Origin of the sequence: Coprococcus hominis (ex Arizal et al. 2022) (assembly GCF_040094675.1) — a bacterium.
Taxonomy (GTDB): domain Bacteria; phylum Bacillota; class Clostridia; order Lachnospirales; family Lachnospiraceae; genus Coprococcus_C; species Coprococcus_C hominis.
On the sequence record NZ_JBBNHG010000031.1, the window covers coordinates 320,985 to 335,370 of the forward strand.

Here is a 14,386-nt window from a genome sequence, read left to right on the forward strand (position 1 = left end):
TCTCATTCAGACGGAAATTTCCCATCTTATTGCGCAAAAGAGAGCACAGCGATCCCGTTGTGCTCTCTTTACTTAGTTTACAATATAATCTCCTGTCTCTGCATCCCGCAGGAAATACAGTTTCAGATAATTCCTGTAATTACGTAATTTCCCTTCATAGATGATTTCCAGATCATCACACATCCGAAAATCACGCGGGCAGGTCAATCCCGGTTTCTTCATAATCAGTGAAATTCCCGCCTTACGCAGAACATACGACACAAACTGTGAACAGAAATAATTGTATCGCCGTTCCACCGATCTCTGGCACATCACACCTAAAATTCCAAGATAATTATATCGATAAAATACTTTTTCACTCTTAAATTGTTCCAGTATTTCCATGATCTTTTCATACTGTTGTTTGGTCACACGCAGTCTCCCGATTCTGCATGTTGTCTGGACATCACGCCCAAATACCCCCGTCGTGATATCCTCATTGATAAATCCGCAGTCAAACGGATTATGTAAGTGCTTTCTTGCGAAGCTATACATTTCCTTTAGTTCCACATCCATCGCCAGTGATGTATGCGCATATGGCTCCCGCGTCCATAGCTTGATCACACGTGACGGAAGTGTCTGTGTCTTGGACAACACAATATAAACACTGTAATCTTCCTCTTCTGGTTCATACACGTGCAAAGGAATGCCTGTCATAATATTATTTGCATCCATACTAAATCAATCTGTTATTACAGATTATGCTCCATCTCATTTATTGTTCTTAATACTCTCTCGAATCATATCCTTCAGCCTCAGCGCCTCATCCTTCATACGGGAAGATGCCGACCGCGAAGTAATCACCATTGACAGCAGGCGAAGTGCATCTTCGTTCTTTCCAAGCCTGCGTGCCAGATCTGCAAGTAGATAATTCAGTGTATTTTCATCCATTCCCGCAATCGGGAAAGTCTCTGATGAAATTGCTTTCAAAAATCCCTCATACGCATTTTTTAAACATTCTCTTTCATCCATATACAGGGAGCGATTTTCCTCCAGTGTGATACCTTCCGGTCTCGCTGCCAGATACTGCCGTTTTCCACGCAGTACCCATGCATATTTCAGACAGGTATATGCCCGTTCACTGTTTTTCGCTTTTTTCACCATTGCTGTGATCAGCGCCAACTGGTAGCGCGTGATCGCGTCATCATATGTAAAGATATCCTTCTGGATTGCTGGCTCTATACCATTGAACTTCGAACCGATCTGTTCGCTGATATCCCGGATCTGCCGGTTCATCAGCTTGCCAAAATATCTGCCAAGCGCAGAATATCCACACTTCTCGCAGGTAATCACATCATACTTGATTGGATCTATATGATTATAAATCGGTCGAAGATCCGTATCTTTGCTTTCCAGCCGGACCTTTCCAGCTCGCACGCATTTCGTCTTAAATGTCAGATTACAAATCGGGCATTCATAAGTCTTATCAAACAGTGCTTCTTTCTCCAGCTCCTCCGGTGACTTTGTCTCCTTTTGTTCCGCTGCCCCGCGGCGTGCGGCTGCTCCGGAATCATTATCTAATATCTTTGATTCGTCAAAATCACCAAGGCCAAGATTTCCGATTGTGGAAAAAATGCCCATCTCAATCCTCCTCTGCCTAACACCCCTGTTACTTCTCTTATTTGCCCGGCTTGTATGAACTCTTTAATGAGACAATCCGGTTAAATACCAAATGATCTTCTGTCGTATCTTTCTCGTCCACACAGAAATATCCATGACGCAGGAACTGGAACTTATCACCCTTGACAGCCTCTCCCAATGCTGCCTCAAGCTTACAATTCTTTAAAACTGTCAAAGAATTTGGATTGTAGTTCAGGGTACCATCTTCATTGAGTTTTCCCTTTTCTTCATCCACAATATTCTCGTACAGACGAACCTCTGCATCCACTGCACTTTCTGCAGATACCCAGTGGATTGTTCCTTTGACCTTTCTGCCCTCAAAACCGGAACCACTTCTGGTCTCCGGATCATAGGTACAGTGGATCTCCGTTACAACTCCATTTTCATCCTTCTTGTAATCCACGCACTTTACGAAATAAGCACCCTTTAAGCGCACTTCATTTCCAGGGAACAACCGAAAATACTTCTTCGGCGGCTCCTCCATAAAGTCTTCGCGTTCAATATATAACTCTCTTGAGAATGCAACCTGACGCTTGCCAGCAGATTCATCCTCCTGATTGTTATCGATATCAAAATATTCGACCTGACCTTCCGGATAGTTATCAATAATGAGCTTGATTGGATCTAATACCGCCATCATACGGTTTGCCTTCAGACGCAGGTCCTCACGGATACAATACTCAAGCATTGCATAATCCGCAGAGCTCTGTGACTTTGATACACCAACCAGCTCCATAAACATCTTGATGGATTCTCTTGTAAATCCACGTCTCCGAAGTGCAGCAATTGAAACCAGTCTTGGATCATCCCAGCCATCTACGATGCCATCTTCTACCAGCTTCTTGATATAACGCTTTCCAGTCACAACATTGGTCAGATACAGCTTGGAGAACTCAATCTGTCTCGGTGGGTTCTTGTATTCCAGTTCCCGTACAACCCAGTCATAGAGTGGTCTGTGATCCTCAAACTCCAATGTACAGATAGAATGGGTAATTCCCTCCTCGGCATCCTCGATCGGATGTGCAAAATCATACATCGGATAGATGCACCACTTATCACCGGTATTGTGATGTGTCATACGTGCAATACGATAGATAACCGGATCACGCATATTGATATTCGGACTTGCCATATCAATCTTCGCACGCAATACCTTGCTTCCATCCGGATATTCTCCGTTCTTCATACCCTCAAATAATTTCAGGTTTTCCTCTACGCTTCTGTCACGGTATGGGCTGTTCTTGCCCGGTTCCTTCAGTGTTCCACGATACTCGCGGATCTCGTCTGCAGACAGATCGCAGACATAGGCTTTTCCTTTCTTGATCAGCTTGATTGCTGCTTCGTACATTGCATCAAAATAATTCGATGCGAAATAAATCTTATCTCCATAATCAGCGCCCAGCCACTTGATATCATCAATGATGGATTGCACATATTCTGTCTTTTCCTTTGTCGGGTTCGTATCATCAAACCGGAAATGGAATGTTCCGCCATACTCCTTGGCAAGACCATAGTTTAACAGAATTGATTTGGCATGTCCGATATGCAGATATCCGTTTGGTTCTGGTGGAAAACGGGTTACAACCTCTGTATATCTTCCTTCTGCCAGATCTTTATCTATCTCCTGTTCAATAAAATTCTTTGAAACTGTTGCTTCACCTTCCATGGACGTACTCCTTTTTTTCTAGTATTTCTCTATCATAGCATTGTATATGCATTTCGTCAATTTACTCTTTCGTGTCTGTCGGTGCAGACGCATCCGGTGCCGCGCTGTTTTGTGTACCATCTGCAAATACGCTGTCCATCTGGGAATCATAATTTGTCATGATCTTGTTATTGATTTCCATGGAACGCTTCTCATAATCCTCGTGCGCGAGTTCTTTTTCTGATTTCTCCACATAGGCTTCGCCACCACCCATGCTTGTCTGGAAATCACGATTGACTTCCTCTACCAGTGCATTTACCTCTGGTGTAAGAATCGAGCTGTCTACCTTCGGAATCTCGGATGTCTGCTCCAGATCGGATGGATCTGCCAGCTTCTCTGCTTCCTGTACCGTTGGAATCTCACTGCCTGTACTTCCATCGATTACGGCATCTGCCAGTTTCTCATCCGCCGTTTCTGCCTGCGGTGCTTCCAACTCCTCGGAAACCTCTGGCTTATCCAATCCAAGTTTCTGCAAAAGCTCTGGATTCACATCTTTATTTGCATTGGCAAGCTGGGCGATCATATCTTCCGCATCCAGCATCTCTTTGTTCTGCTTATTGATCCGTCCTGCAAAGATTACAAGACATACGACCAGAATTACGATAATCACAGCAGCTCCAACCATAATTCCAATCACAAGTGGATTTGTGAACGGACTCTTCTCTGTCGGAACTTCCACCGGTGCACTTGGCGTTGCCACAGTCGGGGTTGCCGGAACCAGTACTTCCTCTGACACGATCATCGGTACATAGCGTAAAAATGCCTGTTCCTTTGCATCGTACTCATAAAAGCCTTCCTCGCCCTCAACATTGATCGCATAAACAAGATACAAATCCTTATCTGCAATATCATCAGACTGATAAGCAACGACCGAATTGTCTCCAATCTTCAAAGTCGTCTCCTTAAATCCATCCGGAATTGCAACACCATCTGGAACTGCAGTTATAATATAACGGTTATACTGAGAAGAATACTCCTGATATGGAGTAAATACATCCTTTTCCGCATCCATAATAAACCAGTGGTTCTCGCCATCCTCGTCTTTCAGACATACCACTGTGATCTTCTTATTTGGGGACTCGTAAGAAAGTACATCCCAGTCCTTATAAGTTGTCGTACCGGCAGTAAAGCCTTCCGGTGCTTCCAGACCATCCTCGTTCATCACAAATGAATATTCTTTTCCATCGATCGTCGCAACCGGATCTCCGACATCCTCGCCCGCCTGTACATTGATCGTATAAACCTTAACCGCACCATTTTCCGCAGTAACGGTTACCCGTACAGTGTTCTTTCCTTTCTGGATTGAATTGGCACCAGAGACACTTGTTGTCGCGTTGCCATCTGCAGCAGATGCACTGACAACCACACTTGTAACATCCTCATCCACCTGTAACGAGTATGTCGTACGGTCTGCGGAAAATGCAGGTGTCAATGTACCCGGAGATACCTGCAGACTTGCCAGATCGCAATCTGCCGATCTGCCATCATCCTCTGTCGTCTCAGTTGTCTCTCCGGCCTCTGTTGTTGCATTTCCATTATTGGTATCTCCATTGTTCGATGCGGTTGCAACCGTTACCGTTGCACCTGCATGGGAGATTGATATGGCATTGCCGTTGATATCATAAACATCACTTCCGCTTGTTGTGATACTTCCGCTACCATTTGCAATGGCTGTAAAGGAAATCGAAAACGAACCCGCAGAGGTTCCACTTGCCGTTACCGTTCCGCCGCCGCCATTGACGATGGCGCTTCCACTTGCGGAATTATATTGCAGCACGCTCGAATTGTAGGACACATAGATCGTGTATGCGGAAATATCCGAGCCACTGACGGATATCGTTGCAGTAACGTTATTTCCCACGCTCACGGTGCTTGCGCTCAATGCAATCACTACATTTGCCGCCTGTGCATCAATCTTTCCAAATTGCAGGCATAAAATGAATGCCGTTAAAATTGCCAGTCCACGTTTCAAAAATTGTTTCATGATAGTCCTCCTGCTTTTTCCTGTCGTTTCTCATGTATGTTACTGGATTGTCTCCAATCCAACAATATGCCGCTGTATCTTGACGATATCCAACGCGGTTACTTTTCCATCTCCATTGATATCCGCGATTGCAAGCACATCACTGTTTAACGCGTCCAGACCAACGATCAGACGCTGCAGCTTGACAATATCCAAAGCCGTGATCTTGCCATCACCGTTCAGGTCGCCCTTCTTGCCACCCGCAGACGGTGTCGTCGGGTTGTTCGTTGCCGTGCCCCGCACGACTGTTAATTTATAGGTTCTGGTCGCACCACTCTGCGCCGTTACCACAAGGCTGATCACGTTTGTTCCCTGTGACAGACTCACCGTTCCTGCGCCGCTCACACGTGCATTCTTATTCACCGGTGTCGCTGTGATATTGATCTTATCTACGGAAGCGGACACGATCAGAGAATAATCCGTCGTATTGTTCACCGCATAGGACGGTGTCAGTCCGTATCCCGCAATGGAAAGCGTTTTGAGCCAATTATTGGGATTTCCGGAATCCGCAGGTTTTGAAACTGCCTGTGACGGCAGGCTGGAATAAACCGGAATCTCAAACATCATCGAAGAATTGAGCAGATTATTGTTTTTATATGCATTGTAGCTTGTCAGACACTCCGTTGCCGGTGACTGGATATTCGTCATGTACTGATGACTGAACAGACTGCTCTTGTTTGTCACGTTAAATTTCTGTGTATATAACGTATTCTGTCTGACATTGATATACGATGCACCGAGATACTGTGCACCGCCAATGATAGACTTTGCTGCGGTGTTCCACGGACGTCCATATGAACCGCTTCCGGCCGCCCATTGCAAGCCCTTTACCGCTGCATTGCCATTTGGCGTGTCAAATGCTCCAATGTTGTAGAAGTTATAAATGCCCGGATATGAGGAATTCGTTCCAGAACATGCAGTTCCAATCTTAGAACCCATCTCCAGACGGATACGGCTCGCAATATGATATGGGCTGACACCGGACTGTGCCGCTGCCTCCATAATGATCTGTGCATAGGTGCGGCTGTCACCTGCCGGTTTTGTCTGCGACATAAAGGTCCCCTTCAAAATCGCTTCCACACCAGTCTCATTCTGTACGCCCTGCTGATAAGACAGGCTCTCAAATGCAAAAATATAATTTTCATACAAGTATGTACGTGGGTCCATATAATAAGCAACCAGTTCATCCGATGCCGCAAACCATGTCTTTCCATCGAAGGAACTCCATGTGTCCGTTGCAATGTTATAACCGATTGTCGTCGATCTCCAGTTATAATGCGGATACGAGCTTGTTCCATAGATCAGATTCTTGACCTGTCCGGATTTGGATACCTCATTAGCTACAAGTGTATTCCAATCCACTCCGGTCTGAACCGCCCGAAATTCCCAGTTTGGGTATTTCTCATGGATAGCGCGCAAATAAGGCTTATAGCTGTCCGGGAACCCCTGCGCCGAAAGCTTTGCCTCAAAATCAGCATCCCCACTCGGTGTCGAAGGCGTCGGTGCTGCACCAGCCACCACGTATTGGGAACTCACATATCCAGTATAGCTGCCCCCATTATAGGTGAGCGTTACCTTATACCAGCTGGAATTGGATGTATCCTGTATCGTCAGTGCCTGTCCACCATTTAAATAAATTGTATTTCCATTGGAATCTTTTATCGGCGTACCACCGGGTGTCTCACGAAAATAAACCCCAGTTACACCAGATTTTATAGAACCTTCCGTTGCTGCTGACGCATGCAAAACGGGTATATATTGAAAAAGCAGAACAACCATGCAGATTGCCACTACCGTTGCTATCCATCGTTTTTTTGTCATCAAACCACACCTTTTCTGAATTTGAGCCTAGTTATACAAGGGTAGTATAACACAATATATTGATGGTTGCAGTAATTTTTTGGCTTTTTTTGTGATTTTTCACAGAATTTTCTGAATTTTTGTTTTCAACATTCCCTCTTGACAGAAAACCAATAATAAAGTATTATCTCTGTTGTGCTTTATACAAAGCAAGCTGGTATGGCTCAGTCGGTAGAGCGTCGCATTGGTAGTGCGGAGGTCACGGGTTCGATTCCCGTTACCAGCTTATAAAAAAAGAACTTCCTTTGTAAGGAAGTTTCTTTTTTTGTCTAATTCTATTTCCTTGATAATTTCCCACGGATACGCTGCAATGCATTGTCAATCGACTTCTCTGTCTTTCCGAGCTGTTCTGCGATCTCCTCGTAGGAAAGTCCCTGCAAATACAGTTTTAACACCTGCTGTTCAAGCTTGCTAAGCTCTTTTTTGATACGAGCATTCCGATCTTCGATCTGTTCGCGTGCAATCAATAGCTTCTCCGGGTCTTCTTCCCGGCTTGTGGAAAGACGTTCCTCCAGCATGAAGTTGTCACCCTCCTCGCTGTTCATATACAACGATACATAGGAATTTAACGGCACATGCTTCTTGCGGTTCGAGTTTGTGATTGCATTCTGAATCTGTCTGCGGATACAGACACTGGCAAAGGTGGAAAAGCTGGCTGCCTTGTCCGGGCTGTAATCCCGGATTGCCTTAAAAAGCCCAATCATCCCCTCCTGCGCCAGATCCTCGGTTTCCGCGCCGATCAGATAGACTGTACGCACTTCCCGTTTGACCAGATATCCATACTTTTGCAACAGGAACTCTGTTGCCTCATCCTCACCAGCCCGTCCAAGCGCAAGTATTTGATTGTCGTCCATCTTTGTATAATCCAACGCTTCTTCTCCGTATTTTTACTGCATTCTCTGCCGCACAACCTCATAGGCAAGCACGCCGGCTGCCACGGATGCATTCAATGAATCTATATCGCCCTTCATCGGGATCGATACAACATAATCACATTTTTCTTTGACAAGGCGGCTCACACCGCTTCCTTCGTTTCCGATCACAAGACCGATCGGTCCGGTCAGGTTCGCCCGGTACATCACCTCACCGCCCATATCAGCGCAGGCAAACCATAGGCCTTTTTCCTTTAGTTCTTCGATTGTCTTGGCAATATTTGTCACCTTGGCAACTGGTGTATAGTGGATTGCACCTGCCGAAGCCTTGACTACCGTTGCAGTCAGTCCGACTGCCCGGCGCTTCGGAATGATCACGCCATGTGCCCCACACAGATTTGCAGTACGGATAATCGCACCTAAGTTATGCGGATCCTCAATCTCATCTAAAATAAAGATAAACGGATCCTCGCCCTTTTCCTTTGCTTTTTCTAAGATATCATCCACTTCCGCATATGAAAATGCCGCTGTAATTGCCATCACACCCTGATGCTTCCGGTCTGGAGACATCTGATCAAGCTTTTCCTTGCTCACAAAATTTACGATCACATCTTTTTTCTTCGCATCACGTAAGATGGATGAAATCACGCCATCGCGCAGACCATCCTGAATATACAGCTTGTCGATTGTTTTTCCGGCACGAAACGCCTCTAACACCGCATTTCTGCCTTCAATCATATGGTCGTCCTGCGGTTCCTGTTCATTTATAATATTCTTATTCTCACTCATTTTGTTTTCCTTTACTGTTCTTTGCCCGCGAGATACTGTTTAATCATACCATTCACAAAATACTGCAGTCGTTCCATATCCCCTTTCAGATACAGATATCCATACAGGGCTTCTAATCCCGTTGCTTTGCGGTACTGTCCCATCGTGGCATTCTTCGCCTTGGAATGAGTATTCGTATTTCTGCCACGCTTGTAGACATCCAGCTCATCCTCTGACAGTTCTTCCATGATCTGATCGATATAATCTGCCTGATTCACCGCCTTAACGATCTTGCTGACCTCCACATGATACTTATGCGGCTGCATATTGGAATGTGTGACAAAATATTTCTTCACAAGCAGATCCAATATACTGTCACCCATATACGCAAGCGCAAGTGGCGAGTACTGATATGCATTTACCTGTTCGGTCTTTACGCTCTCTTCCATCTTACACCTTCTCTGGTATCCTCCAGAATGATTCCCTTCTCTGTGAGCAGATCACGGATTTCATCCGCTCTCGCAAAGTTCTTTGCCTTTCTGGCTGCCTGACGTTCCTCGATCAGATTCTCGATCTCCTCGTCTAAAAGCATCTCCTGCTCCTTGATATCAATACCAAGAATATCCATCAGCTGTTTCATCGTATCATAGATCTTCTGCGCAAATGCCTTGCTTGTTACACCAGCCTCGACATTTGTGTTTGCAAATTTTACAAGCTCAAAGATAACAGAAATCGCATCGGCTGTATTTAAGTCATCTTCCATCGCATCTTCATAGCGTTTCACAAACGCTGGAATCTCCTCTGCCAGCTTTGTCTCTGCCTCGGTCATATCTGCAACTGTACTGTTGTTGATTGCTTCCTCTACCTTTGATGCTGATGTGCGGATTCTGTCCAGTCCGTTCTTAGAGCTTTCCACAAGCTCTGATGAGAAATTAAGCGGACTTCTGTAATGTGCGGAAAGCATGAAGAAGCGGATGACCTGCAGATCGTACTTTTCTCCAATCTCTCTTACCGTGAAGAAGTTTCCAAGTGACTTGGACATCTTCTCGTTGTTAATCTTCAAAAATCCATTGTGCATCCAGTACCGTGCAAACTCTGTATCATTGGCTGCCTCACTCTGCGCGATCTCATTCTCATGATGTGGGAAGATCAAATCCTCTCCACCGGCATGAATATCAATGACATCGCCAATATACTTCTTCGACATAACCGAACACTCCAGATGCCAGCCTGGTCTTCCATCGCCCCAAGGAGATGGCCATGATGGCTCGCCTTCCTTCTTCGGCTTCCAGAGTACAAAATCAAGCGGATCTTCCTTCTCATCCTCACCGGAAACAAGAAGTTCACGGTTTCCGGCACGCAGATCGTCAATATTCTTCTTAGAAAGCTTACCATAATCAGAGAACTTTCTCGTACGGAAATATACGGTTCCATTTACTTCGTATGCATAGCCCTTCTCAATCAGCGTCTCTACCATCGCGATCATATCCGGGATTTCCTTCGTTGCCTGCGGATGTGTCGTTGCTTCTTCTACATGAAGCGCTGCCATATCCTTCTTGCACTCTGCGATGTAGCGCTCGGAAATCACAGACGCATCCACACCTTCTTCATTCGCGCGCTTGATGATCTTGTCATCGACATCGGTAAAGTTTGACACATAGTTTACTTCATAGCCCTTGTACTCAAAATATCTGCGCAATGTATCAAACACGATCATCGGTCTTGCATTTCCGATGTGAATATAGTCATATACGGTTGGTCCACAGACATAGATACCTACCTTGCCCTCGTTGATCGGATGAAATTCATCCTTATGTCTGGTGAGTGTATTAAAAATCTTCATACCTGTTTGTTCCTCCTGCGATCGTTCCATTTTTCTTTTTCAAATATGTCATGCAATCCGCGGTTTGTCAAGCAAAAGCTTAGTGTGCAAACTGTGAATTGTACAGATTCGTGTAGAAGCCATTCTGTGCCATAAGCTGGTCGTGGTTTCCCTTCTCGATGATATTTCCATCCTTCATAACTAAGATTACATCTGCCTCGCGGATTGTTGACAATCTGTGTGCAACAATAAAGCTCGTTCTGCCCTGCATCATACGGTTAAATGCCTTCTGGATCCGGATCTCCGTACGTGTATCAATGGAAGAAGTCGCCTCATCTAATATAAGCATCGGCGGCAATAACAGCATCACCCGTGTGATACACAAAAGCTGTTTCTGACCCTGTGAAAGATTGCCGCCATCCTCAGCGATCACCGTGTCATAGCCCTGTGGCAGACGGCGGATGAAGCTGTCAGAATGTGCAAGCTTCGCTGCCTGTACGATCTCCTCATCGGTAGCATCCGGCTTTCCGTATGCAATATTCTCACGAATCGTACCACTCTTTAACCATGTCTCCTGCAATACCATACCATAGTTTTCTCGCAGGCTGTCTCTCGTCATGTCACGGATATCTGTACCGTCAACCGAAATAGATCCGGTATCCACATCGTAAAACCGCATCAGCAGATTGATAAGTGTACTCTTTCCGCATCCGGTCGGTCCAACGATTGCCACACGCATACCCGGCTTTACAGAGAGATTCAGGTTCGTGATGAGCGTCTTATCCTTTACATAGGAGAAATTCACGCCCTTAATCTCGATTGCACCCTTCGTATCCGTTAATACATGGGCCTGCTCCTTCTCCGGTACCTGCGGCGTCTCATCTAAAAGCTCAAATACACGTCCGGCACATGCCATCGCATTCTGAAGCTCGGTAATGACATTCGATATCTCGTTAAATGGTTTCGTATACTGGTTTGCGTAGCTTAAGAAGCAGGTAAGCTGTCCAACAGTAAATCCGGTCGAAATCACGGAAACCGCACCGATGATACCGACTGCCGCATATACAAGGTTGTTGAGAAATCTTGTACATGGATTGACCAGTGACGAATAAAACGTTGCTGACATGCTGTCCTTCTCCAGACGATTATTGATCTCCTCGAAGCGATCGAGTGCATCATCCTCATAGCCAAATGCCTGCACGATCTTCTGCTGTCCGACCATCTCGTCGACCAGTGCTGTGATCTCACCACGTGTCTCTGACTGCCGGTGGAACAGATGATAGGTACGCTTCGCAATAAACGATGCTACAAACAGGGAAAGTGGCGTCAATACAATTACAACCAACGCGATCGGTACATTTACAGCTATCATAAATCCAAGCGTTGCAAGAATCGTTACGATTCCGGTGAACAGCTGTGTAAATCCCATCAGAAGTCCGTCTGCAAACTGGTCGATATCCGACACGATACGGCTCACGATATCGCCATGCTTGTGCGAATCAATATAGGAAAGCGGAAGCTCCTCCATATGATTAAATACTTCGATACGGATATCCCGCACAACGGAATATGTGATATGGTTGTTAATAATATTCATAAACCACTGTGAAAGCACTGTCACAACGGTTACCATCACAAATGTATAGATGATGTCCTTGATTCCATCGAAGTCAACCAGACCTTTTCCGACGATCAAGTCGATTGCATCACCGGTCAGAATCGGTGCATACAAGGTTGAGGCAACGGTGATCATTGCACAGACAAACGAAAGGATGACCAGAATACGGTATTTCTTGATGTGTGTCAATACACGCTTCAACACAGCTTTATCAAAGCCCTGCAGCTTCTTTTTCTTATCCTTAGACATCTGCCTTCACCTCCTTGTTCTGGGATGCGTAGATCTCCTGATATACCGGGCAATTCTTCATCAGTGTATCATGATCGCCTATCCCTGCGATCTTACCATCGTCCAAAACGACGATCTTATCAGCATACATGATGGAGGATGCACGCTGCGATACGAGGAATACCGTCGTGTGATCGGTCTTCTCCTTGATTGCTTTCCGGAGAGCGGCATCCGTCGCATAGTCAAGTGCGGAAGAACTGTCATCAAGAATCAGGATCTCCGGCTTCTTCACAAGCGCACGCGCGATCGTCAGTCTCTGCTTCTGTCCACCGGACAGGTTCTTACCACCCTGGTTCAGCATAAACCCGATTCCTCCATCCTTCTGTTGCACAAAATCCTCCGCCTGTGCGATAGAAAGTGCTTCCTCGATTTCCTCGTTCGTTGCATCTTCCTTGCCCCAGCGGATATTATCCGCGATCGTTCCGGAGAACAGCACTGCCTTCTGTGGAACGACACCGATTTTTTCTATCAACTGCTCTTTTGGATATTCCATTACATCCACACCATCGATTTTAATACTGCCCTGTGTGCAGTCATAGAAACGAGGAATCAGATTCACAAGAGTCGATTTACCGGAGCCTGTACCACCGATAATACCGATCGTTTCGCCACGTTTCACCTTCAGGGAAAGTCCCTCGATGGAAGTTTCCTTTGCATCCGCATACGTGAGACCTGCATCGACAAACTCCACCTTCGGAATCGCTGTACCGCCGGCTGGTTCCACGGGTGCAGTCTCATATATCTGGCTGCTTGTCGTCTCGAAGATCGCACCGAGACGGTTCGCACAGGCAACTGCCTTTGTCTCTGTAATAATCAGATTTGCAAGCTTCACAAGCTCAATCAGAATCTGTGACATGTAGTTTACAAGCGCATATACTTGTCCCTGCTTTAAAATACCGAGATCTACCTGCTTTGCACCGCCCCAGATCAGGGCTACAATCGACAGGTTAATGACTGCGTAGGTCAGTGGATTTAAGAAAGAAGAAATCTTTCCGACGAACAGCTGTCCCCTCGTCAATGCTTCCGTTACCTCAGCAAACTCTTCCTTTTCCTTCTTCTCCTGATTAAATGCACGGATGACACGCACACCGGACAGATTCTCTCTGGATTTCAATGTCACTGTGTCAAGCTTGCTCTGTACTTTCTTATACAAAGGAATCGAAACAAGCATAATTCCAAATACGATCACAATCAGAACCGGAAGCGTAATGAAGAACACACGCGACGCCTTCGCATTGACCGTAAATGCCATGATCGTTGCACCGAACACAATAAACGGGGAGCGCATAAACAGACGCAGGAACATATTGATTCCTGTCTGTACCTGATTGACATCACTCGTCATACGCGTGATAAGTGTCGCACTACCGAGCTTATCGATCTCTGTATAGGAAAGTGTCTCGATATGCTTGAACAGATCATACCGGATTTCCTTTCCGATTCCCATTGCCGTCTTCGCTGAAAAATACTGCGCTGTGATGGAACATCCAAGTCCAATTACGCCGAGTCCAACCATGACAAATGCCATCTTATAAATATATGGCTTGTCATTTCCTGCAATACCATTATCAATGATTGCCGCCATAACGAGCGGTACCAAAAGCTCAAAGGCCGCTTCTAACATCTTGAATAATGGTGCTAAAATTGCTTTCCATTTGTAATTCTTGAAATATTGTAATACTTGTTTCACGTTTCTTTCCTTTTTCTCTTTCCCTTATTTTATAGTTGACCTATGATACAAATTCCCTTAAACTATTATAGACAAGGATTT

11 protein-coding genes and 1 tRNA gene are annotated in these 14,386 nt (G+C 45.5%); 1 reads left to right on the plus strand and 11 read right to left on the minus strand.

Annotation, left to right across the window (positions count from 1 at the left end; all coding sequences use genetic code 11):
- Nucleotides 1-72 precede the first annotated feature (72 nt).
- The 5 genes from AAAT93_RS07020 to AAAT93_RS07040 form a co-directional block, all read right to left on the minus strand.
- A complete protein-coding gene (locus AAAT93_RS07020; protein ID WP_227572871.1) occupies nucleotides 73-714 on the minus strand; it encodes a hypothetical protein in 642 nt (213 codons plus the stop codon).
- 36 nt (nucleotides 715-750) lie between these two features.
- The gene (locus tag AAAT93_RS07025) at nucleotides 751-1,620 is read right to left on the minus strand and encodes a DUF2225 domain-containing protein (protein ID WP_021984303.1); all 870 of its coding nucleotides are present in this window, start codon (nucleotides 1,618-1,620) and stop codon (nucleotides 751-753) included.
- A gap of 37 nt (nucleotides 1,621-1,657) precedes the next feature.
- Complete coding sequence (locus tag AAAT93_RS07030; protein WP_021984302.1) at nucleotides 1,658-3,325, minus strand: glutamine--tRNA ligase/YqeY domain fusion protein; 1,668 nt, start codon at nucleotides 3,323-3,325, stop codon at nucleotides 1,658-1,660.
- Nucleotides 3,326-3,386: 61 nt separating this feature from the next.
- Nucleotides 3,387-5,348 carry a cadherin-like beta sandwich domain-containing protein gene (locus AAAT93_RS07035; protein ID WP_021984301.1) on the minus strand — a complete coding sequence of 654 codons (1,962 nt, stop codon included), beginning with the start codon at nucleotides 5,346-5,348 and terminating at the stop codon, nucleotides 3,387-3,389.
- A gap of 39 nt (nucleotides 5,349-5,387) precedes the next feature.
- Nucleotides 5,388-7,208 (minus strand): dockerin type I domain-containing protein, encoded by a 1,821-nt coding sequence (locus AAAT93_RS07040; protein WP_021984300.1) that lies wholly within the window; start codon nucleotides 7,206-7,208, stop codon nucleotides 5,388-5,390.
- Nucleotides 7,209-7,400: 192 nt separating this feature from the next.
- Here AAAT93_RS07040 and AAAT93_RS07045 point away from each other — a divergent pair.
- Nucleotides 7,401-7,473: transfer RNA gene (locus AAAT93_RS07045), tRNA-Thr, on the plus strand.
- 49 nt (nucleotides 7,474-7,522) lie between these two features.
- Here the strand turns inward: AAAT93_RS07045 and sigH are convergent.
- The 6 genes from sigH to AAAT93_RS07075 all read right to left on the minus strand — a co-directional run bounded on the left by sigH (nucleotide 7,523) and on the right by AAAT93_RS07075 (nucleotide 14,305).
- Nucleotides 7,523-8,116: an RNA polymerase sporulation sigma factor SigH gene (gene sigH, locus AAAT93_RS07050; RefSeq protein ID WP_242995402.1), complete on the minus strand. Its 594-nt coding sequence runs from the start codon at nucleotides 8,114-8,116 to the stop codon at nucleotides 7,523-7,525.
- An 18-nt stretch (nucleotides 8,117-8,134) separates the two neighbouring features.
- Nucleotides 8,135-8,908, minus strand: a complete 774-nt coding sequence (gene rlmB / locus AAAT93_RS07055) for a 23S rRNA (guanosine(2251)-2'-O)-methyltransferase RlmB (protein ID WP_021984298.1) — start codon at nucleotides 8,906-8,908, stop codon at nucleotides 8,135-8,137.
- An 11-nt stretch (nucleotides 8,909-8,919) separates the two neighbouring features.
- Nucleotides 8,920-9,336: a Mini-ribonuclease 3 gene (locus AAAT93_RS07060; protein ID WP_021984297.1), complete on the minus strand. Its 417-nt coding sequence runs from the start codon at nucleotides 9,334-9,336 to the stop codon at nucleotides 8,920-8,922.
- A complete protein-coding gene (gene cysS / locus AAAT93_RS07065; RefSeq protein WP_021984296.1) occupies nucleotides 9,321-10,730 on the minus strand; it encodes a cysteine--tRNA ligase in 1,410 nt (469 codons plus the stop codon). The genes AAAT93_RS07060 and cysS overlap by 16 nt, the downstream gene beginning before the upstream one ends.
- A gap of 79 nt (nucleotides 10,731-10,809) precedes the next feature.
- Nucleotides 10,810-12,576 (minus strand): ABC transporter ATP-binding protein, encoded by a 1,767-nt coding sequence (locus AAAT93_RS07070; protein WP_227572872.1) that lies wholly within the window; start codon nucleotides 12,574-12,576, stop codon nucleotides 10,810-10,812.
- Nucleotides 12,569-14,305 (minus strand): ABC transporter ATP-binding protein, encoded by a 1,737-nt coding sequence (locus AAAT93_RS07075; RefSeq protein ID WP_227572873.1) that lies wholly within the window; start codon nucleotides 14,303-14,305, stop codon nucleotides 12,569-12,571. Before AAAT93_RS07075 ends, AAAT93_RS07070 begins: the two co-directional genes overlap by 8 nt.
- Nucleotides 14,306-14,386: the final 81 nt, after the last annotated feature.